The following is a 21,147-nucleotide window of genomic DNA, read 5'->3' on the forward strand; positions in this document are numbered from 1 at the left end:
TCGAGAGCGCAGCTGGTTGATCATCGATTGACGATCTCGCCGGTGGTGGGGATGCTGACCACTTCCCCACCACCGGCTCGGCACATGACTGAACTCACTCAAGAAAAACAAGCTGCCATCACCTGGCTACGCAGCATCACCGGCGACCTCAGCACGACGGTGCACAAGCGTATGGAGCAGCAATTGCCGTGGTTTCTCGAAATGCCCCCGGGGCGCCGCTCGGCAGTGGGCCTAGTGGCACAATCGGGGATTGCCTCGTTCGTGCAGTGGTTTGAAAATCCCGGCACCGCCACCTGGGTTGCCCGTGATGTGTTCGACTCAGCGCCGCGTGAGCTACTGCGATCGGTCAGCCTGCAGCAGACCCTACAGCTAATCCACGTGGTGGTGGATGTTTTTGAAGAGCGAACTCTGAATGCGCCACAATCAATCCGCGAGGGTGTGTTGCGCTACTCACGTGATGTCGCATTCGCTGCCGCCGACGTGTACGCCCGCGCTGCCGAAGCTCGTGGTCTGTGGGATGCGCGGCTGGAAGCGCTGGTGGTCGATTCAATCCTCACTGGCGAGCACGATAGCGAACTGCCGAGCCGCGTCGCCGCTCTCGGCTGGCACGGACATGGCGAAGTCGCCGTGCTAGTCGGCACCACGCCGCGCCAGATTGAGGTGGATCAACTGCGGCGCACAGCCCGCCATAACCAGGCAGATCTACTGGTGGGCGTGCAGGGAAGCCGACTCGTGGTGGTGATGGGTAGATCTCAACCAACCAGCGAGATGGAAACTGAACCGGTACCGTTTTTGCAGATCGCCCAGGCGCTCGAACCGGGCTTCGGTGAGGGGCGGCTCGTGCTCGGGCCCGAAGTTCCCTCGGTAGTGCAGGCCTCGCGCAGCGCCCGTGCCGCACTGGCAGGGTTTTCGATTGTAGAGGCCTATCGCCGCAGCGAGCGACCGATGCTCGCCGACGATCTTCTGCCCGAGCGGGCGCTGGCCGGTGACTCGCTCGCACGCCAGACCCTGGTGCAGAACCTCTATCGGCCGTTGGCCGATCATCAATCAGATCTATTGCTGACGCTGTGGTGTTATCTCGACAATGGCCGCTCACTTGAAGCAACCGCACGTGAGCTATTCGTGCATCCGAATACTGTGCGCTACCGGCTTAAGCGCATCACTGATCTCATCGGCTGGGATGCCACTGGTGCCCGCGAGGCGCTAGTGATGCAGTGCGCCCTCATCCTCGGGCAGATCGCCGATTCGGGCACTGCCGAAACCCACCGGCCGGTTGCCCGCCATCCGCGAGGAGAGCGATAGGCCGCTGCCGCCAGCCACTGGGCGGTCACGACCGCGATTTTGTAGCCACCCACGAAGTTTCTGCGAGATTCTTGAACCAAACCACCAAGCAATTGCCCAGATTCCTGGAAAAATAGTCACTATGACCATTGCCGTGACATTCCCCGGCCAGGGTTCCCAGAAGCCGGGCTTCCTCGAACCCTGGCTTGATGAACCGCAACACCGCGAAACTCTCGAGGTCGTCAGCGACGCGATAGACATCGACCTCATCAAGCACGGCACCGAATCTGATGCGGAAACTCTCCGCGACACGGCGATCGCCCAGCCGCTCATCGTCGCTGCCGGCATCCTGGTGTGGGATGCCCTGACCGCTCGTTTTACCGATCGACTCAACGGGGTCGTGGTTGCGGGACACTCAGTTGGTGAAATCTCGGCTGCCTACGCTGCCGGCGTGTTCGATGCGGCAACTGCCGTGCGGTTCGTTGCTCGCCGGGCTGAGCTGATGGCAGCGGATGCGGCAAGCACGCCCACTGGTATGGCGGCAGTACTTGGCGGTGAACCCGATCAGATTGTCGCCCAGCTTGAGCGGCACGGTGCCGCAGCCGCAAACTTCAACGGCGGCGGCCAAATCGTTGCCGCCGGATCTCCCGAGGCACTCGCCGCTGTGCAAGCCGAGCCACCCGCGGGAAGCCGCGTGATCCCGCTCAAAGTTGCTGGCGCTTTCCACACGCACTATATGAATCGTGCTCACGAAACACTCGCTACCGAGATCGAACAGTTCGCCGCTAGCGACCCGCAACGTGCGCTACTCACCAATTTTGATGGCACGCGCGTCAACTCTGGTACCCGCTTCCGCCAGCTACTGGTCGACCAGGTGAACCAGCCGGTGCGGTGGGATCGGTGCATGAATACCCTCAGCGGGCTCGGGGTCACCGGCCTTGTTGAAGCGCCACCCAGCGGCACACTCGTGGGACTTGCCAAACGCGGTATGCGCGGCACCCCCACGGTCGCATTGGCTTCACCGGGCGACCTCGACGCAGTTGCAGCACTGCTCGACTCCGCCGCCGAGTGATCGACAGCTTTACGAAAGGATCGTTCCGAATGAGCGCACCAACCCTGAAACAGGCCGTTGGTCACCCCTACACCCAGATTCTCGGTATCGGCGCCTACCGCGGCGATACCGCCGTCGACAACCACGAGCTTGCCGGGCCGATTGACTCGAGCGACGAGTGGATTCAACAGCGCACCGGCATCATCACCCGCTCCCGTGAACGCGGCGGTAAGAACGTTATCGACATGGGCGTGATCGCCGCTCGCGAAGCAATTGACCGGACCGGTATCGACCCCGACCAGATCGGCGCGGTGATTGTCGCAACAATCACCAATGTGATGCAGACCCCCGCTGCAGCCACGCGAATTTGTGCCGAGGTGGGTGCCGGGGATGCCGCCGCCTACGATATTTCGGCCGGTTGCGCCGGCTATTGCTACGGCATTGCGCAGGCTGATGCGCTGATTCGCTCGGGAGTGGCCGACTATGTGCTCGTGGTGGGCTCTGAGAAGCTCAGTGACATCATCGAACCGACTGACCGCTCCATCTCGTTCCTGCTTGGTGATGGTGCCGGCGCTGCCGTGGTTGGCCCCGCAGATTCACCCGGCATCTCGAAGTCGGTGCTTGGATCAGACGGCAGCAAATGGGATGCCGTGGCGATGAGCGGCGAGTTGATGGCCTACCGGCGCGGTGAGGCTGAATGGCCCTATTTGCGCCAGGATGGCCGCACAGTTTTCCGCTGGGCCGTTTGGGAGATGGCCAATGTTGCCCGCCAGGCACTGGATGCCGCGGGCATCTCATCGTCGGATCTTGCCGCGTTTATTCCACACCAGGCCAATATGCGCATCATTGACGAGTTTGCCAAGCAGCTCGAGGTGCCCGAGAGCGTCGTGATTGCCCGCGATATCGCCACCACCGGCAATACCTCAGCCGCATCCATCCCCCTGGCTACACACGCGCTGCTGCAAGAGCATCCGGAACTTTCTGGAGGACTCGCGCTGCAGATTGGTTTCGGTGCCGGCCTTGCCTATGCTGCACAAGTGGTACGTCTTCCATGACGCACCACAGCTGGCATCGCACCCGGGCAACAGCTTAAATTGCTCAACGAACCCCTGTCCCGGCCGCGTCGCGAATAGACTGGCACGGCCACAATTCCATCAAGTAAGGAGAACCCCATGGCCTTCTCGAACGAAGAGATCCTCGCTGGCCTCGCCGAGCTCGTTAACGAAGAGACCGGTATTGCAGCCGACACTGTGACCGCTGAAAAGTCGTTCACTGACGACCTCGACATCGACTCGATTTCGATGATGACCATCGTTGTGAACGCTGAAGAGAAGTTCGACGTGAAGATCCCCGATGCTGAGGTCGAGAACCTCAAGACCGTCCAGGACGCTGTCGACTTCATCGCCGCTGCGCAGTCGAAGTAGTTTTCTGCTCGGATGTGGTTGATCGCCACGGACTCGGTCGACCACATCCAGCACCGGCGGGCAAGCGCTCGTTTCCAAAAGTCCGGCTTCCATTCGATGCTGCGCAGCTGCGGCATCGTTGAGTGAATGAAAGCAACGAATGAGTAAGAAGATCGTCATCACCGGCCTCGGTGCGTTCTCGCCGCTTGGCGCCACTGCAGCTGATAGCTGGGAGGCACTGCTTCGTGGCGGCTCCGGTGCGCGCACTATCCAACCCAGGGGCGTATTCGAATCAATTGAGCTTCCCGTAACTTTCGCTGCCACCGTCGCCCACGACCCTGCCGAACACCTCGAACGGGTGATTGCCCGCCGTCTCGATCCCTCGAGTCAGTATGCGCTCATTGCCGGCCGCGAAGCATTCGCCGATGCCGGACTCAGCGACGACGCAGTCGAGCCGGAGCGCCTGCTCGTCGATTGGGCGACCGGTATCGGCGGCGTGTGGTCACTGCTCGATGCCTGGGACACACTGCGTGAGCGCGGCGCTCGGCGCGTAATGCCGCTGACCGTGCCCATGCTCATGCCCAATGCTGCCGGGGCCGCCATTGGTATGCACCTCAACGCTCGCGCCGGTATTCGCACCGCGGTTTCGGCCTGTGCGTCAAGCACCGAGTCGATTATTCAGGCTTATGACCACCTGCAGCAGGGGCTGGCCGATGTTGTCATCGCTGGCGGTTCCGAAGCGGCAATCCACCCGCTACCGGTCGCCGCGTTTGCCGCCATGCAGGCGCTGTCGAAACGCAACGACCAACCCGAGGCTGCCTCGCGACCCTACGACATCGATCGTGATGGGTTCGTGCTCGGGGAGGGGGCTGCGGCGCTCATCCTCGAAACCGAGGAGCATGCCCGAGCGCGCGGCGCGAAGATCTACGCTGAGGTTGCCGGCGGCGGCATTACTGCAGATGCTTACCACATCACCGCACCCGAGCCCGAGGGCCTGGGCGCTTCACGGGCGATTCAACAGGCGCTGCGGCAGGCGGGTGCAGGCCCCGAGGATGTGGCACACATTAATGCCCACGCCACCTCAACGCCTGTTGGAGATATTGCCGAATACAACGCGTTCAAACGCGTGCTCGGTGCCCGCGTTGATGAGGTACCGGTTTCGGCAACCAAGGCTGCCACCGGGCACCTGCTCGGTGGGGCCGGCGCGATTGAGGCCCTCTTCACCGCCAAGGCGCTCTCGGAGAGCCTGCTGCCGCCCACCATCAACCTCGACAACCAAGACCCTGAGATCGGTCTCGACGTCGTTACGAGCCCGCGCGAGGTGACTGTCGAGAGCGGTTCGTTGGCGATATCGACCTCGTTCGGATTTGGCGGACATAACGCCGTGCTTGCACTGCGCAAGGTCTAGCAGCAATCTTCCGCATGCTCTCGTGCACAGCAGTGGCTCCCACCGTATTCGGCGGGAGCCACCGAGCTTTTGACTGCGGTGCGTCTCGACCACTCGTTATCAAGTACGCAGGCGCGGCACTTTGTGCCGACGCAGCGTCATTCGGCTAACTAACCCGATGCATCCACACCACCGGGCTGTCGTCACCGGCGATCCGGAACGGCTCGAGCTCTTCGTCCCAGGCCTGCCCCATCGCTAGCCGCAGTTCGCGATGCAGTTCGGTAGCGTTACCACCGGCTACCTCCAGCGCGTATCGGATGCGTTCTTCAGGCACCACAACATTGCCAGCAGCATCGGTTTGAACAAAGAAGATTCCGAGCCCGGGTGTGTGCATCCAGCGGCCACCATCGACGCCATCGCTGGGTTCTTCGGTCACCTCAAAGCGCAGATGTTCCCAGCCGCGCAGCTCAGAAGCAATCTTGGCGCCGGTACCCACCGGCCCTTCCCAGGCGTATTCGGCACGCAGGGTGCCGCTGATTACCGGTTGTGCGATCCACGGCATGGTGGTGGGCACACCGGTGGCGCGGCCGAGCCCCCATTCAACGTGCTGGCACAGCGCGCGCGGCGCGGAGTGCACGTAGAGCACACCGCGAGTGTTCGGTGCAGTCATGTTTCCTCCAGTTTCACGGTTGGTACGTCTTCCCCTACGACCATTCCGTGACTGCAAGAATTCGATCAGCACCTGTATGAAGTTGTCGACACGCTCACGCCGGAACGTTTCTGCTGTCACCGGAATTATGCCTGACGCTACCCCCGAATGACAAGGCTGTAATCCATTCGCTCGGCGTGTTGCCAGGCGATAGCGAAAAGTGGCCGGATGCCCCCGCTGCTGGATGCATCCGGCCACCTATCGGTGTGCTTGCGTTATGAGCGCGGGAACTGCACGAGCCCCATTTCAGCAGGCGAGCGCAACAGCGTGTGCTGCGGAACAGCGCGCACAGTGAAACCGAACTTGCCAGGCACATCAAACGGTACCTGCGCGACCCAGCGTCCCGGTTCGCCCTCCTCATCGCGGGTCATCGGCAGTGCCTGCGGTTTGTCGAGGTCACCAGACTCGTCTACCTCGCCAATCAGCACCTCGACACGAACGTCCTGTTCCTGCAGCTCACCCAGCTCGACGTGAGCGCTCAGCTGCACGTTGCCACCGGTGATCGGTTGCTCAGTCTCGTTGCGCACATCCCGCACCACCACCTTCGGCCAGGCCTCACGCACCCGCTGCTGCCATTCAGCAAATTGCCGCGGGGCCGAAAGGTCGCGAACGGCACGCGATGAACGCCCGGCGGGTATATACAGCTCGGTGCAGTAGTCGCGCACCATCCGCTCTGCGGTCACCTGCGGACCGACTTCCGACATTGAGGTGCGAACGCGGCTGACCCATTCCTTCGGCAGGCCGGTCGCGTCGCGATCAAAGAACATGGGCGCGATCTCAAACTCGATGAGGTCGTAGAGCGCTTCTGATTCGAGCAGGTCGCGCTGACGCTGGTCATCGGTGGGCACATCGGGAATGGTCCAACCGTAGCGGTCATCACGCAGCTCATCCCACCAGCCGTCGGAGGTCGACAGCGTGAGGCAGCCGTTCATAACGGCCTTCATCCCCGAGGTGCCCGATGCTTCCTGCGGGCGGATGGGGTTATTCAGCCAAATATCGCTACCGGCAACCAGGAACTTGGCCATGGTCACGTCGTAGTCGGGCAGGAATACGAAACGATCACGCACACCGGCCTCATCGGCAAAGCGGATAAGTTCCTGGAGCAGCTGCTTACCACCCATATCGGCGGGGTGCGCCTTACCGGCGATGATGAACTGCACGGGACGGTCGGCGTTGGTGAGAATGCGACGTAGACGCTCGGGGTTCTGCAGCATCAGCGTCAAACGCTTATAGGTCGACACGCGGCGGGCAAAACCGATGGTGAGCGCGTTGGGGTCGAGCATCGAACGCGTCCAGCCAAGCTCGGCCTCTTCAGCACCTCGAGCGAGCCACGACTGGCGCACCAGGCGACGAGCTCGGGTAACCAAGTCGGCACGCAACTCGTTACGGATGCGCCACAGCTCTTGGTCACCGACAGCGTCGGCTTCGTGCCAGTGGTTTGCAGTGGCAAGTTCGCGGCCACCGCTCATGGCAGCAACCACCGACTTCATTGAGCCACGGGTCCAGGTTTGCGAGTGTACGCCGTTGGTGATCGAGGTGATCGGCACCTCGTCAATGTCGAAGTTCGGGTAGAGGTTGCGGAACATGCTGCGCGAAACCGCGCCGTGCAGCTTAGCCACGCCATTGGCGTACTGCACCAGGCGCAAACCGAGATGCGCCATGTTGAAACGCGAAGGGTCTTCATCCGCGCCGAGTTCGAGGATACGGTGCACCGGCACTCCCCCGGCCACCAGTTCACTGGTGCCATGATCATTACCCTGCAGGTATCGCTGCACGAGATGCAGATCGAAGCGGTCGATACCGGCCGGGACGGGTGTGTGAGTGGTGAAGATTGTCGAGGCACGCACCGCTGCCAGGGCGGTTTCGAACGATTCGCCCTGCACCATGATCTGCCCGATCCGCTCCACGCCGAGAAAACCTGCGTGGCCCTCGTTCATGTGGTACACGTCGGGATGCGGCTGACCCGAGAGTTCACAGAAGCGCTGCACGGCACGCACACCGCCAACACCGAGCACGAGCTCTTGTTTGATGCGGTGCTCAACATCGCCGCCGTAGAGACGGTCGGTGATTGATCGGAAGTCTTCGGGGTTGGTGTCGATGTTGGTATCGAGCAGCAGCAGTGTTGCATTACCAACCACGACCTTCCACACGGCTACGTCGACCATGCGATTTTCGGGGAACTGAATGCCCACGTGCAGCTGCTTGCCCCGCTCGTCGAGCACGGGTGCTACTGCGAGGCCCTCGGTGGGGTGGGTGGTGTAGTTCTCTTGCTGCCACCCCTCACGCGAGAGAGTCTGTGAGAAGTAGCCGTAGGTGTAAAGCAGGCCGATACCGATGACCGGGGCGCCCAGGTCGGAGGCTGATTTCATGTGGTCGCCCGAGAGCACTCCGAGACCGCCCGAGTAGATCGGTAGCGACTGGGCGATACCGAACTCCATCGAAAAGTAGGCGACGGTGGTGTTGGCGTCTTCGGTGCCGCGGGTCTGCTTGGCGTACCAGCGGTCTTGTTCGAGGTAGCTTTCGAGCTCTTCGAGCTCTTGCTCCATGCGGTGCAGGAAATCGGCGTCGGTGGAAAGTTCGCGAAGCCGCGACGCGGGCAACCGCTGCAGCAGCTGGATGGGGTTGTGCCCGGTCTCACGCCACAGGTGGTCGTCGATTGAACGGAACAGTCGTTCCGACTGTGGCCGCCAGGTCCACCGGAGATTCATGGCGATAGTTTCGAGGGGTTTGAGCGCTTCGGGAAGCACGCTCTGGACGTCAAGAGAATTGAATGCCTTCACACCTGTCAGGGTAGCTAATCAAGTAAACGGCGGGTGGGCAGTCGGCGGCCAGTTGCTGAACACTCCAGGACGATCGGTGCGCCGCACGCTGATCCAAGCCCGAGTCGGTTACCGCGAAAGCTGTGGTGTTGTCTGGCGGGCATCCGGAACACCGTCAAAGAAGCTGGTGGGGTGGACGGGACTTGAACCCGTGACCGATGGATTATGAGTCCACTGCTCTGACCTGCTGAGCTACCACCCCGTGGACGTGACCATATTACGCGGTCACATCGATTTGCGTACCGGCTATGGCCGCACGTGACCGTCTCCGTGCACGAGCCACTTGGTGGTGGTGAGTTCGGTGAGCCCCATCGGGCCGCGCGCGTGGAGTTTCTGGGTCGAGATGCCCAGTTCGGCTCCCAGTCCGAACATTCCACCGTCGGTGAAGCGCGTGGATGCATTCACCATTACCACCGCGGCGTCCACCTCGGCGGTGAATCGTTCGCTTGCGGCGAGCGATTCGGTAATGATGCATTCGGTGTGCCCAGACGAGTAGCTGCGGATATGCTCGATCGCCTCGTCGATAGTGTCGACCATGCGCACGGCGAGCTCATAGTCGAGGTATTCAGTTTCCCAGTCGGTTTCGGTAGCCGCCGCAACATTCGCGCCGCCGGGGATGAGATTGCGGATCGGGTCATCGGCGTGCAGACTGACGTCGCGTTCGGTGAGTGCGGCATACATGCTCGGCACAAATGCCTCAGCCACATCCGCGTGCACCAGCAGTGTCTCAACCGCATTACACACCCCCACCCGCTGGGTTTTAGCATTGACCACAATTTCCAGCGCGCGTTCAAGATCGGCACTGGCATCCACATAGATGTGCACATTGCCGGTACCGGTCTCGATTGTCGGCACGGTCGACTGTTCTACCACCGTGCGAATCAATCCCGCTCCCCCTCGTGGCACCAGCACGTCTACGAGCCCGCGAGCACGCATCAGCACCACACCGCCCTCGCGACCGTAATCGTCTACGCTCTGCACAAGCTCACGGGGCAGATTGACCTGTTCGAGCGCATCGCCCAGCACTCGCACAATAACCCGGTTTGATTCCAGCGCCGCCGAACCGCCACGCAGCACGACAGCGTTGCCCGACTTCAGCGCGAGACCGGCCGCATCAACCGTGACATTCGGGCGTGCCTCATAGATCATGCCGACCACACCCATCGGTACGCGCTGCTGACGCAGTCGGATACCGTTTGCGAGCGTCGAACCACGCACAATTTCACCAACCGGATCGGGCAGCGCCGCCACTTCGCGCAGTGCAGTGGCAATGCTCGCCACCCGCTCGCCGGTGAGTTCGAGTCGATCGAGCAGTCCGGCGCTCATACCGCTATCGCGGCCGCGCTCCAGATCGAGCGCGTTCGCGGCGATGATTTCGTCGCTAGCGGCAATCAATGCGTCGGCGCAAGCGAGTAGCGCGGCGTCTTTGGTAGTGCGGGTGGCTGTGGCGAGCGATCGAGCGGCGATCTTTGCCTGCTTGGCGATTTTGAGCACGTGCTGCTCGATCTCGTTAGCGGTCAGATCGGTTTCGGATGCGGCGGCGTTGGCGGTCATATCAGGAGTCTAGCCATACCGGCCGCCGATGCTGCTATTGCGTTGTGTGCTGATTCCGGCCGACGATGACCATGTCGTCACGGTGCACGATGGCGCGCACTTTTCGCACCCCGCGCTGCTGGCTGAGTTCACCGCTTGAGCGGCCGAGCATCTCTGGCAGTTCTTCGGCGTCATAAGCGATGATGCCGTGCGCTACGGGTTCACGATCTTCAGTAATCACTTCGATGGGGTCGCCCGCGCTGAATGCGCCTTCAACCCCTCGAATACCGGCCGCAAGCAGCGATGCGCCCCGTTCGCGCAGTGCCTCGGCAGCACCCTGATCGATAATGAGCCGCCCGTTGAGCCCGGCAGCGTGTTCGAGCCAAGCTTTGCGGCGACTGGAGCGCCCCGCCTGCGGCACAAACCAGGTGCCCACTTCCTCGCCATCAATAAGTGCGCGATGTGCATTAGCAGCGGTGGTGAGCATCACGCCAATACCCGAGCTCGTGGCAATCTCGGTTGACTGCAACTTGGTGATCATGCCGCCGGTGCCGAATGACGAACCGCGACCGGTGACCTTCACCTCGCTCAGTGCACTCAGGTCGCTTACTAGCGGGATGCGCTTCGCCCCGGCCGTCACCGGCGGGGCATCGTAGAGGCCGTCGACATCGGTGAGCAGCACCAGTGCATCCGCGTGCACGATCTGTGCGACGAGCGCAGCGAGTCGGTCATTGTCGCCAAAGCGCAGTTCGCTGGTGGCAAGTGCGTCGTTTTCGTTGACGATCGGCACCGCGCCAAGCTCGAGCAGTCGCTCCATTACCTGCACCACGTTGCGGTGCCGGTCACGGCTGACGGTGTCGCCGGCGGTCATCAGAATCTGCCCCACCGTGATGTCATAGGCCCCAAACGCGTCGGTGTAGTGCGCCATTAGCGCCGACTGCCCCACGGCTGAAGCGGCCTGTGCAGCTGCCACCTCGGTGGGCCTGGCATCAAGCCCCAGCGGCATAAACCCGGCGGCAATACCACCCGAGGTCACCAGCACCACCTGTGTGCCACGCTCCCAAACTTGGGCCAACACATCCACAAGCTTGCGCAGTGCGGGAATGTTGAGTCGCCCGTCGGGGCGGGCCAGCGATGACGAACCGATTTTGACGACCAGTCGCTGGGCCCGTTGCAAAAGTGAGCGGTCGGCCGCTGAGGTGTCGGCTGCAGCTGAGGACTGGTGGAGATGGGAGCGCTGGACGGTCACGCCTCTATTGTGCCGTGTCGCGCCGCACCGTTGGAATCGAACCGGTTACCGCCTCCACCACGTTATCGAGTGAGTGGTCCTGTTCGTTTGCCGAATCTTTTGCCACATCGTCGGCGCTTTCGCCGCGGTAGAGCCGCTCGAACAACGTCATGGTGGCGTCGATATCGTGCATATCGACCAGGTCGTACCCGGCGCGCCCCAGTGCTACGCGCTGCTCATGCGGTGCATCCAGAACCCGCTGCAGCGCTGCCGCGCAAGCATCAACATCGTTCGGCGGGAAGAGGTAGCCGTTCACGCCGTCGTGCACCAGATGCGGTAGCGCCATCGCGTTCGCAGCGACAACCGGAAGACCCGATGCCATCGCCTCCATCGTCGCGATTGATTGCAGCTCGGCCGTCGAAGCGATCGCGAACACTGTGGCGTCACGATAGATGCCGCGCAGCTGATCGTCAGATATCCGGCCGTGGAACACGACCTGGTCGGCGACACCCTGCTCTTTGGCGAGACGTTCGAGAGCGTTGCGCAGATCACCGTCGCCAACGATATCGAAGCGCAGTTCGGCGCGGCCCGGCAGTTTCGCGAATGCCCTAATGAGCACATCAATGCGTTTTTCGCCGGTTACTCTCCCCACAAACACGATGCGTTTAACCGGCTTCTCGTTCCAATCGGCGGTGTAGTCACTCTTGCGCAACCCGCACGAAATGGCCAGCACATGACCAATGCCACCGTTTGATTCGAGGAAGTCGGCGGCGCGGCGAGTGGGGGTGGTGAGCGCATCAGTGGCGGCGTAGGTTTTACGGGCATCGGCCCACCAAATCTTGGAGCCAAGCCGCTGTAGCGGCTTGATCAGCATCGTGTGTTCGAGCAGATTCTCGAGCATGAGGTGGTTGGTGCCGATAACACGCAGATTCGGATAGGCGCGGGCTTCACGCACGACGGCTCGGCCGAGCACCACCGCCGACTGGTAGTGCACCACATCGGGTTGAATCTCGGCGAGTTTCTTACGCATCCAGTGCCGCGCCCGCCAGGGCTTCACATAGCGCAGCCAATCGTGAGGCCACCAGCGGTCGGAGGGCAGGCGGTGCACGGTGAACGTCTGGCCGTCATAGGTTTCTTGACCGGTGCCGTGGTAACGGTCGGCCGAGGGAACCACCACATGCACCTCGTGCCCTCGCGCAGCCATCCCCGCGGCAAGATTCACCGTGAACTTTGCCGCACCGTTGATGTTTGGCGGGAAAGTGTCGGCGGCGATCAGCAGCCGTAGTGGCTTGTGTTCTTCATCCCGGTGCTCGCGCTGCGCAGAAGCTGCGCCACTGTCTGGAGTTTCGGGACTGGTTGGTGCTGCGGGGCTGGTGGGCACTGGGTCGGTCCTTGTCTGGTTACGGTCGCCAGTTGATCTTAGTTCACCCGTGACACCGCACGGCATCGCACCCAAGTAGCAAAGTAATCTGTCGCTATGACAATTTTTCCCATCCAGATCTATGGCGAACCGGTGCTGCACCACGATGCCGAACCCATCACCGAGATTGATGATGGGGTGCGGCAGCTGGTTGCCGACATGTTCGAGACCATGGATGCGGCACCGGGCGTCGGGCTTGCCGGCCCCCAGGTAGGTGTGAATAAGCGGCTTTTTGTCTATGCCTGGGAAGAGCCGGGACTCTCGGTGCGAGATGTGGCCATCAACCCCGAGTTGTGGCTTTCGCCGCTTGTACCCGAGTCGCTCGACGAGGTTGATCCCGACACAGAATCTGAAGGCTGCCTTTCGTTTCCTGGTGAACGATTTCCACTACGCCGTTCACATCGGGTGTTCATGCGCGCAACCAATCTCGACGGTGAGCGATACGAGCTCAAAGCGGAGGGCTGGCTGGCGCGAATCCTGCAGCACGAGCATGATCACCTCAATGGCGTGATCTACATCGACCGGCTGCACGGCAATGATTGGCGAATGGCACAGAAGATCATGCGTAAACGCCGCTGGGGCGTACCCGGCTGCTCGTGGCTGCCCGGGATTGACAATCTCGAGGATTAAGTCCGCCACCACTGGCATCACGCACACCCGGCTGTGAATGGGCTTCACGTCGGGGGATTTTAGGGCTTGTATTTGCACCTCTCACTGCTATGGTGACCGCAACCTCGACAACGTTGTCGCCGGTTACCGAACGCGAAGGAGGCGTATGCCGCTTTACGAATTCAGGTGTCCTGATCGCCACGTATCTGTGGCGCTGCTGCCAATGTCAACCACGACTCGCGAGCGAGAATGCCCCGATTGTGGCGCTGTCGCCCAGCGTCGCGTGAGCGCTCCGGCAGTGTTTACCGCGAACCGCGCGGCGGTTTCAGCCATTGATGCAGCCAAGCGGAGCGCGCACGAACCGCAGGTGGTGTCGGCGCTGCCTAATAGCGGTGTGAAAGCGCCCGCGCGCCTGACACAGAATCCTGTACACCGCGGGCTTCCCCGCCCTTAGCCCATCCCCTTCTCTACAGAATCCGCTCGCTCAAAGGAGAGACATGCCGAAGAATCTGTTCCCCCTCGACTCATCCAAAACCTTCCCAAACCAAGACGTCGTTGGCCACAACCGCTGGCACCCGGATATCCCGGCAGCGGTGACCGTGAACCCGGGAGATTCGTTCCGGATTGACTGCCGTGAGTGGTTTGACGGTCACATCAAAAATGATGACAGCGCCGAAGATATTCTCACCGCACCGGTCAGTAAGGTGCACGCGCTATCTGGCCCGTTCCATGTGAAGGGCGCCAAACCAGGTGACCTGCTCATTGTCGATATCCTCGATATCGGCGCCATTCCCCAGGAAGAGGGGCCACTGGCGGGCCAGGGCTGGGGCTACACCGGTATTTTCGCGAAGAATAACGGCGGTAGCTTCCTGGTCGACCAGTTTCCCGATGCGTATAAGGCCGTGTGGGATTTCAACGGCCAGACCGCAACCTCGCGTCACATTCCCGGTGTCTCGTTCACTGGGATTATCCACCCCGGCCTGATGGGCACGGCACCATCGCATGAGCTGTTGGCGAAGTGGAATCAGCGTGAGGGTGACCTCATCGCCACTGATCCGAACCGCCTGCCACCGCTGGCGTTGCCGCCCGAACCGCAGGATGCGATATTGGGCAGCCTCACCGGTGCCGATTACGACCGCGTAGCTGCCGAGGGCGCCCGCACCGCTCCCCCGCGTGAAAACGGCGGTAACCAAGACATTAAGAACCTGTCGAAGGGCACGCGAGTGTTCTACCCCGTGTATGTGGAGGGAGCGAACTTCTCAGTTGGTGACCTGCACTTCTCGCAGGGTGACGGTGAAATCACCTTCTGCGGTGGTATCGAGATGGGCGGCTATATCGACGTCCACGTCGACGTCATCCCGGGTGGTATGGACAAATACAACGTGAAAGAGAACGCCATCTTTATGCCGGGTAATGTCGAACCGCGCTACAGTGAGTGGCTCTCGTTCTCGGGTACCTCAGTCACGCTCGATGGTGAGCAGCGCTATCTCGACTCGCAGCTCGCCTACCAGCGTGCCTGCCTGCACGCGATCGATTACCTGACCACGTTTGGTTGGACGCCCGAGCAGGTGTATCTGCTGCTCGGTGCCGCACCGATCGAGGGACGCTTGTCCGGTGTTGTTGACATTCCGAACTCGTGCGCGACGGTGTACATCCCAACCGCGATCTTCGACATTGATGTGCGTCCGAGCGCTGGCGACATCCCGAAGATTGACCCCGGTATTGGGGCGCCAACCGCGGCAAATCGCTAGCGGCGTTTGAGTCGTGCACCACGAAGCGGCCCCGATGTGCACTCGCACCGGGGCCGCTTTAGGTGTTCGCGTTATTCCGCAGTCGGTTCGTCTGCGGCGTTAGGCGCTGTCTCTTCCGCCGCGGTCTCGGCTGCCGTGGCTCCGTCACGGTCGAGGTGTGCGCCAGCTCGCTGGTGCACACTTGCGCCTGCCGCTCCGAGCAGATCGTCAATTGTGCCCTGGGCAGTAGTGGCATGGGCGGATGCACTGCCCTCGGCCAGACCGCGCCCCACAGCGCGCCCCTGGATGACTTCGGCGAGGTCGAGACCGGTCGCTGCCTTGACTCGCTCGAGCACGCTTGCCAGCGCCAGCCCGCTCTCGTCGGCGAACTGTTCGCCGGCGCTGCCGGCACCACCAACGACGGTGATCGAGCCGATGCGTTCGTAGCCCTTCGCAAATTCGGTCATCAGCAGTGGCAGCTGCTCGAGTGCGCGCTGGGCGAGCAGCGCATCCTGGTTCTCACGCAGTGCTTCAGCTTCTGCCTTAATCTCGGCAGCCTTTGCTTCACCAGCGAGACGGATTGCGTCGGCATCTGCTTCGGCACGCAATCGCACCGCCTTCGCCTCCTGTGCGGCGACGGCAGCATCCGCCTCCGCTTGCTTCATGCGTTCGAACGCCTCGGCCTGAGCGGCCTGCTCGCGGCGGTACTTCTCGGCGTCGGCGACACGCTTCACGTCAGCATCAAGCTCGGCCTGACGGTTCTCGGCACGCTGCTGCAGCACGCGCTGCTCAGCTTCTGCCTTGGCGAGCGCTTCTGCCTGTTCTGCTTCGGCACGGGCCTTACCCACCTGAGCATCGGCATTGGCGCGGTTCGATTCGAGTGCCGTCTGCTCAACGAGGTTCTTCTCTTCGTTGGCGATTTGCTCCTTGGCGATGGCGCGTTCAGCGTTGGTCTGTGCAATCTCGGCCGCCTGGCGCTTTGCTTCAATTTCCGGAGCACCGAGCGAGGCGATATAGCCGACCCCGTCGGTGATGCCGCGGATCTGGAAAGAGTCGAGCACCAGACCCTGCTTTTCGAGCTCGGGAGTAACGATGCCCGCGATCTCTTCCGAGAACTTCTTGCGGTCGCGCATGAGACTAACCACGGTTTGCTGAGCGATGATGCCGCGCAGCACACCCTCGAGCTGGTCTCGGGTGAAATTTTCGATCGCCTTGTCCTGCGAGGCAAATCGCTGGGCAGCCTTACGGACCTGGTCGGGTTCGCTGCCAATCTTGACGAGTGCCACCGCTTCAACCGAGAGCGTCACATTGTCTTCGCTCTGCGCTTCGGCGCGCATGCTCACCTGGCGTGAACGCAGCGAGATGACTTCGTGTCGCTGTGTGAGCGGATTCACGAGCGCCTTGCCGTTGACAATGACCGACACCGGTGCCTGTCCCCCGGCTGCTCTCCGCTGCGTCTTCCCCGACACCACCAGCGCTTCGTCAGCGCGGGCAACCTTGATCCAGGCACGCATGGCAAACATCATCAGCAGGCCGCCGAAGAGCAGCACCACGAACACGACAACGATGGCGACCAACAAGCCGCCAGTGAGAAGCAATTCCATGTCGCCATATTATCGCGATGGCCGTGTCTGCCGACTCCACCGCAAGGCTGAACCTGCGGCTCTGCTCAGAAAGAAGCGAGGCCCTCACTCCGATGAGTCAGAGCCTCAGTGGCTCCCCGAGTTGGACTCGAACCAACAACCTGCCGGTTAACAGCCGGCTGCTCTGCCATTGAGCTATCGGGGAAGGCAACCACGCCAGATTAGCATGCCCGCTAAGACAAGTGAAATCACCTCGAAACGGCGTGTCGAGGCAACCCTGGCTGACATTCAGCGCAGCCCGAAACGCCGAGATCCACGCCTGCGGCGGATGGCCGCGTGTTGTTGAGCAATAGACCCTGTCGAGCTGAGACTAATAACCACGCACCGGGTCGGCGATACCGACAAACTCGCCGGTGTTGAGGAATGCGTCCACGTTCAACCGAACACGTTCGGCAAATAGCGGCGCAACCTGCTCGGGAGTATCAGCGGTGTGCGGCGTGATCAAACAGCGATCGTTCTGCCACAGCGGATGCTCGGCAGGCAGCGGCTCGGGATCGGTCACGTCAAGCCCGGCACCATAAATCTCGCCCGCATCCAGTGCTGCGGACAGCGCATCACTATCAACCAGCGGCCCACGGCCAACGTTCACCAGCACCGCCGTCGATTTCATCGCGCGCAGTCGCTCAGCGTTAATCATGTGGCGAGTTTCGTCGGTGTTTGGCGCGGCAAGCATCACCACATCCGCATCCGGCAGCACCTCGTCAAGCTCGGCAAAGGTGATCGTGCGGTCGGCACCGGGCACTTCGCCGGCACTGCGGCGCACAACTGTTGTCGTGCATCCAAATGGTGCGATCTGGTCGAGATAGGTGAGTGCAATGCCACCCGCCCCAACAATGACAACATTGTTGCCGTACAGCGACAACCCACCGTTTTTACCCCACTCGGTGGCCCGCGCCCGCTGCACCACCAGCCGCTGCATCGCCAGTGTCATCATCAGTGCATGTTCAGCCACCGGCTGCGAGTAGGCGCCCTTCGCCGAGGTGAAAATCACACCGCGTTCGGCATGCGGTACGATCCGCTTCGCGTAGGCGTCGATGCCAGCAAACGGTAGCTGCACCCAGCCGATATTCGGATGCTGTTCGAGCGTCTCAACGAGTGTGTCGACATTGCTGTATGACGTGTAGACGATGCCACGGGTTTCGTCGCTCAGCGGCCCAACAGTGCCGCCAGCCGCCGTAATCGCAGCATTCTCGTTCTGTTCACGTCCGCGTACCGGCAGCACGGCAATCGGTCCAGGTTCGGGCCGCTGGTTGTCGGGCAGCACGGTGGGCGCCACTGCGATACGGGCAGCGTGCTGTTGGGTATCAGCAGATGAGGTCACAATTACTCCTTAACGCTTCCAGTCTCGGATGCCGATTCGCTCTCGGTTTCGGCGGGGAAAAAGCGAGCAAACTCTGGACGGTTTTCGATGAGCTGTTCGCGGGCTGCTTCCTGCGCGCGCTCGCGCTCATCTTCAGCGCTGAGCTCAACGAACAGCCCCTCGACCACTCGCTCGGCGGCAGCGACCGTTTCTTTGCTGACGAGCCCCGGCAGGGGTGCCCGCGAGAACTCGCGTGCGTCGCGCAACCGGCGCAAATACCCGTCGGCCGAGCTGCCTAGCGCCACATCAATATCTCCCTGGGCAAGAACCGTTCCCTCGTCCACAACCAAAATGTTTCGGGTGAGCCGTTCGATTGTGGCCAGGTCGTTGCTGATCACGATCATGGTGAGTGCCCGCGCACGATTAAGCCGCTCCAGCAGTGAGAAAAGTGCCGGACGGGCGATAATGTCGATCCCCTGAGCGGGTTCGTCAACGATCAGCACTGCAGGCTCAACAATGAGCGCTTTAGCGAATGCCACCCGCTGACGCTGACCCCGCGACAGTTCGTGCGGATAGCGGTTGAGTACGCCCAGCTCGAGATCCACCGCGTCGATGAGCATGGCCGCCGCACGCCCCAGCGAAGCACGATCAAAGTTGCGATCGCGGCTAAGAATCGGTTCGGCAATGTTCTCGGCAACGGTGAGATCAACACGCAACTCATTCCCTGAATCTTGCGCGAGGTAGCCAATATCCAGACTCAAGCGGCGCAGATCGTCCGCGCTCGGATGACGCAGGTCGATACCCGCCACCTGGGCGCTGCCGCCCGAAATCCAGGGCCAATCAGGGTTGCGCCCCAATAGACCGCGACCGCACAGCACTCGTCCGAGTGCTGTCTTACCGCTTCCTGCGGTGCCGACGATACCGAGAATCTCACCGCGTGCGAGCTCAAACGACACCCCCGAGAGCACGCGCTGTGATGCGTTCGCACGCCTTGGGCCATAAGAAACTGACAGGTCATCGGCGATGATTGCCGTTCCGGTAGCTGCCTGAGTTGCCATGACTCGACCCTACCGGGCGCCGGTCACCTTGACCCTCAGCGAATCAACATCCGACTCTGCCGAACACCTGACAGTGTTGCTACTGCTGTTCGGCAAGCGCCCGTAGATCGCGCTTACGCTGTTCGAGTTGCACAAGCTGTTCACTCAGCTGCCGGTGCTGCTGCGGATCATCATCAATATCAGTGCGCTGCAACTCACCCATCAGTTCAGCCTTACGACGCAGCAGATCTCGCTCCACGAGTGCCGCCGCAACCGAACGCACATAGGCGGTGAGTTGCTCCTCGCCCGCCCCTGCCGGAATCGGAGCCATTGTGAGTTCGGCAACCAGTGGCAAGAAAGTACTCGGCACCTCCTGCTGCACCTGCGGCACCCAATTCGCGGTGCCGAGACTGCCGCGCGTGGCCACAATCGCGTCGCGCACGGTCTGCAGTGATGCATCCGAAAAATCAGCTGCCAAAACCGCGTCGATCTGCGCCTCGGCAAGCAGTCGCGGGTACTGTAATAGCGCGGCGAGCGCATCGCGTTCGAGGCGTGTCATTGGGTCGTTTGGAAGATCCCGCAGCCGCACAGTGGGAAGTGCGTACTCCCCCGACGGCCCCATGCCCGGCTCGAGAGCGCCCCCGTACGGATCGTTTGAGCGAGCGCCACTGTGCCGTGAAGCGGTACGCACCGCCCGCTCGACCACGTGCATGTCCATCCCCAGCCAACCGGCAAGCTGGCGCACATACTCGGGTTGCAGCGCCCGGTCACGAATCCCCGCCACAATCGGGGCTGCCTCACGAAGCGCCGCTACTCGGCCCTCAGCGGTGCGCAGCGAATGCCGCCGCAGCTGCTGCCGAATCACGAACTCGTACATCGGTTGCGGTTCGTCGATGAGTTCACGCACCGCGGCCTCGCCGTGCGTGAGCCGCAGATCGCACGGATCAAGACCGTCCGGCGCAACCGCCACAAACGTTTGCGCCACGAAGCGGTTTTCTTCGGCGAAAGCACGCATCGCGGCCTTACGGCCGGCTTCATCCGGGTCGAAGTTAAAAATCACCCGACCACGGTTTGATTCGTCATCCATGATCCGACGCAGGATCTTGATGTGCTCCACCCCAAACGCCGTGCCACAGGTGGCTACCGCGGTCGTGACACCGGCCAAGTGTGCGGCCATCACATCGGTATATCCCTCCACGACAACCACCTCATGTTGTCGGGCAATATCCCGTTTGGCAAGGTCGAGCCCGTACAGCACCTGGGCTTTGTGATAAATGTCGGTTTCGGGCGTGTTGAGGTATTTGGGCCCTTTATCATCTTCACGCAGTCGGCGCGCACCAAACCCGAGCGTCTTACCCGAGGTGTCGCGAATCGGCCAGACGAGCCTCCCGCGAAACCGGTCGTAGCTTGAACCGCGATCGTTTGTTGCCACAAGCCCCGCACCGCGCAGCTCGTCGATCGAGAATCCCTCTCCACGCAGTTGCTTTGTCAGCGCATCCCACGAGTTAGGGGCGTAACCAACACCGAATCGCGCAGCTGCTTGCGGGTCGAATCCTCGCTTCCCCAAAAAATCGCGCGCGCACTGTGCCTCAGGGCTGCCGAGCTGGCGTTGGAAAAATCGTTCGGCTGCCGCATTGGCTTCCAATAGTCGCACCCGGGTGGAGTGGTCGGTGCTCGGGCCTGCGCCCTCCTCATAGGTGAGCTGATAGCCGATCCTGCCCGCGAGCCGTTCCACCGCCTCTACGAAGGTGACGTGGTCCATCTTCTGTAGGAAGGTGTAGACATCGCCTGACTCACCGCATCCGAAACAGTGATAGAAACCCAGCTGCGGCCGCACATGAAACGACGGCGTGCGCTCGTCGTGAAACGGGCACAAGCCCTTCTTCGAACCGACACCGGCGGATTTTAACGTGACGTAGTCGCCGACAATGTCCTCGATGTTCGTCCGGGCACGAACCTGCTCGATATCGGCTTTGCTGATGCGAGCCATACGCGCC

The 21,147-nt window shown here is 61.7% G+C and carries 17 protein-coding genes and 2 tRNA genes; 8 read left to right on the plus strand and 11 right to left on the minus strand.

From position 1 onward, the window contains the following. Positions 1-84: 84 nt before the first annotated feature. From RQ865_RS00890 to RQ865_RS00910, 5 genes are all read left to right on the plus strand, one after another. The gene (locus RQ865_RS00890; RefSeq protein WP_311476671.1) at positions 85-1,302 is read left to right on the plus strand and encodes a helix-turn-helix domain-containing protein; all 1,218 of its coding nucleotides are present in this window, start codon (positions 85-87) and stop codon (positions 1,300-1,302) included. Between the two features lie 121 nt (positions 1,303-1,423). Beyond that, complete coding sequence (locus RQ865_RS00895; protein WP_311476673.1) at positions 1,424-2,353, plus strand: ACP S-malonyltransferase; 930 nt, start codon at positions 1,424-1,426, stop codon at positions 2,351-2,353. Positions 2,354-2,382: 29 nt separating this feature from the next. Then, positions 2,383-3,387 carry a beta-ketoacyl-ACP synthase III gene (locus tag RQ865_RS00900; protein ID WP_311476675.1) on the plus strand — a complete coding sequence of 335 codons (1,005 nt, stop codon included), beginning with the start codon at positions 2,383-2,385 and terminating at the stop codon, positions 3,385-3,387. A 117-nt stretch (positions 3,388-3,504) separates the two neighbouring features. Beyond that, positions 3,505-3,756, plus strand: coding sequence for an acyl carrier protein (locus tag RQ865_RS00905; RefSeq protein ID WP_311476677.1), 252 nt, complete (start codon positions 3,505-3,507; stop codon positions 3,754-3,756). Between the two features lie 139 nt (positions 3,757-3,895). After that, the gene (locus RQ865_RS00910; RefSeq protein WP_311476679.1) at positions 3,896-5,143 is read left to right on the plus strand and encodes a beta-ketoacyl-[acyl-carrier-protein] synthase family protein; all 1,248 of its coding nucleotides are present in this window, start codon (positions 3,896-3,898) and stop codon (positions 5,141-5,143) included. A 145-nt stretch (positions 5,144-5,288) separates the two neighbouring features. On the opposite strand, the gene RQ865_RS00915 is transcribed toward RQ865_RS00910, so the two are convergent. The 6 genes from RQ865_RS00915 to RQ865_RS00940 form a co-directional block, all read right to left on the minus strand. After that, positions 5,289-5,792, minus strand: a complete 504-nt coding sequence (locus tag RQ865_RS00915) for a DUF3145 domain-containing protein (protein WP_311476681.1) — start codon at positions 5,790-5,792, stop codon at positions 5,289-5,291. A 254-nt stretch (positions 5,793-6,046) separates the two neighbouring features. Next, positions 6,047-8,611, minus strand: coding sequence for an alpha-glucan family phosphorylase (glgP, locus tag RQ865_RS00920; RefSeq protein ID WP_311476682.1), 2,565 nt, complete (start codon positions 8,609-8,611; stop codon positions 6,047-6,049). Between the two features lie 164 nt (positions 8,612-8,775). Beyond that, a tRNA-Ile gene (locus RQ865_RS00925) sits at positions 8,776-8,852 on the minus strand. A 44-nt stretch (positions 8,853-8,896) separates the two neighbouring features. After that, on the minus strand, positions 8,897-10,204 hold the full coding sequence (locus RQ865_RS00930) for a glutamate-5-semialdehyde dehydrogenase (protein WP_311476684.1): 1,308 nt from the start codon (positions 10,202-10,204) through the stop codon (positions 8,897-8,899). Between the two features lie 34 nt (positions 10,205-10,238). Further along, a complete protein-coding gene (gene proB / locus RQ865_RS00935; protein WP_311476685.1) occupies positions 10,239-11,432 on the minus strand; it encodes a glutamate 5-kinase in 1,194 nt (397 codons plus the stop codon). A gap of 4 nt (positions 11,433-11,436) precedes the next feature. Beyond that, a complete protein-coding gene (locus RQ865_RS00940; RefSeq protein ID WP_311476686.1) occupies positions 11,437-12,792 on the minus strand; it encodes a glycosyltransferase in 1,356 nt (451 codons plus the stop codon). Positions 12,793-12,888: 96 nt separating this feature from the next. Here RQ865_RS00940 and def point away from each other — a divergent pair, with 96 nt between their 5' ends. The 3 genes from def to fmdA all read left to right on the plus strand — a co-directional run bounded on the left by def (position 12,889) and on the right by fmdA (position 15,191). Beyond that, a complete protein-coding gene (gene def / locus RQ865_RS00945) occupies positions 12,889-13,461 on the plus strand; it encodes a peptide deformylase (protein ID WP_311476687.1) in 573 nt (190 codons plus the stop codon). A gap of 145 nt (positions 13,462-13,606) precedes the next feature. Further along, a complete protein-coding gene (locus RQ865_RS09795) occupies positions 13,607-13,894 on the plus strand; it encodes an FmdB family zinc ribbon protein (RefSeq protein WP_399521787.1) in 288 nt (95 codons plus the stop codon). Between the two features lie 43 nt (positions 13,895-13,937). Beyond that, positions 13,938-15,191 (plus strand): formamidase, encoded by a 1,254-nt coding sequence (gene fmdA / locus RQ865_RS00950; protein ID WP_311476689.1) that lies wholly within the window; start codon positions 13,938-13,940, stop codon positions 15,189-15,191. Between the two features lie 71 nt (positions 15,192-15,262). On the opposite strand, the gene RQ865_RS00955 is transcribed toward fmdA, so the two are convergent. The 5 genes from RQ865_RS00955 to dnaG form a co-directional block, all read right to left on the minus strand. Further along, positions 15,263-16,774 carry an SPFH domain-containing protein gene (locus RQ865_RS00955; protein WP_311476691.1) on the minus strand — a complete coding sequence of 504 codons (1,512 nt, stop codon included), beginning with the start codon at positions 16,772-16,774 and terminating at the stop codon, positions 15,263-15,265. Positions 16,775-16,883: 109 nt separating this feature from the next. Next, a tRNA-Asn gene (locus RQ865_RS00960) sits at positions 16,884-16,958 on the minus strand. Between the two features lie 165 nt (positions 16,959-17,123). After that, a complete protein-coding gene (locus tag RQ865_RS00965) occupies positions 17,124-18,134 on the minus strand; it encodes a D-isomer specific 2-hydroxyacid dehydrogenase family protein (protein WP_311476694.1) in 1,011 nt (336 codons plus the stop codon). Positions 18,135-18,136: 2 nt separating this feature from the next. Next, positions 18,137-19,171, minus strand: a complete 1,035-nt coding sequence (locus tag RQ865_RS00970; RefSeq protein ID WP_311476696.1) for an ATP-binding cassette domain-containing protein — start codon at positions 19,169-19,171, stop codon at positions 18,137-18,139. A 79-nt stretch (positions 19,172-19,250) separates the two neighbouring features. After that, a complete protein-coding gene (gene dnaG / locus RQ865_RS00975; protein ID WP_311476698.1) occupies positions 19,251-21,140 on the minus strand; it encodes a DNA primase in 1,890 nt (629 codons plus the stop codon). Positions 21,141-21,147 lie beyond the last annotated feature (7 nt).

It is taken from the genome of uncultured Gulosibacter sp., assembly GCF_963509965.1.
In the GTDB taxonomy this organism is placed as follows: domain Bacteria; phylum Actinomycetota; class Actinomycetes; order Actinomycetales; family Microbacteriaceae; genus Gulosibacter.

What these genes read in the sequence shown, in the direction of transcription:
- RQ865_RS00890 (WP_311476671.1), top strand. Translation starts at nt 85, where the DNA reads ATGACTGAACTCACTCAAGAAAAACAAGCTGCCATCACCTGGCTACGC.
- RQ865_RS00895 (WP_311476673.1), top strand. Translation starts at nt 1,424, where the DNA reads ATGACCATTGCCGTGACATTCCCCGGCCAGGGTTCCCAGAAGCCGGGC.
- RQ865_RS00900 (WP_311476675.1), top strand. Translation starts at nt 2,383, where the DNA reads ATGAGCGCACCAACCCTGAAACAGGCCGTTGGTCACCCCTACACCCAG.
- RQ865_RS00905 (WP_311476677.1), top strand. Translation starts at nt 3,505, where the DNA reads ATGGCCTTCTCGAACGAAGAGATCCTCGCTGGCCTCGCCGAGCTCGTT.
- RQ865_RS00910 (WP_311476679.1), top strand. Translation starts at nt 3,896, where the DNA reads ATGAGTAAGAAGATCGTCATCACCGGCCTCGGTGCGTTCTCGCCGCTT.
- RQ865_RS00915 (WP_311476681.1), bottom strand. Translation starts at nt 5,792, where the DNA reads ATGACTGCACCGAACACTCGCGGTGTGCTCTACGTGCACTCCGCGCCG.
- RQ865_RS00930 (WP_311476684.1), bottom strand. Translation starts at nt 10,204, where the DNA reads ATGACCGCCAACGCCGCCGCATCCGAAACCGATCTGACCGCTAACGAG.
- def (WP_311476687.1), top strand. Translation starts at nt 12,889, where the DNA reads ATGACAATTTTTCCCATCCAGATCTATGGCGAACCGGTGCTGCACCAC.
- RQ865_RS09795 (WP_399521787.1), top strand. Translation starts at nt 13,607, where the DNA reads ATGCCGCTTTACGAATTCAGGTGTCCTGATCGCCACGTATCTGTGGCG.
- fmdA (WP_311476689.1), top strand. Translation starts at nt 13,938, where the DNA reads ATGCCGAAGAATCTGTTCCCCCTCGACTCATCCAAAACCTTCCCAAAC.
- RQ865_RS00955 (WP_311476691.1), bottom strand. Translation starts at nt 16,774, where the DNA reads ATGGAATTGCTTCTCACTGGCGGCTTGTTGGTCGCCATCGTTGTCGTG.
- RQ865_RS00970 (WP_311476696.1), bottom strand. Translation starts at nt 19,171, where the DNA reads ATGGCAACTCAGGCAGCTACCGGAACGGCAATCATCGCCGATGACCTG.
- dnaG (WP_311476698.1), bottom strand. Translation starts at nt 21,140, where the DNA reads ATGGCTCGCATCAGCAAAGCCGATATCGAGCAGGTTCGTGCCCGGACG.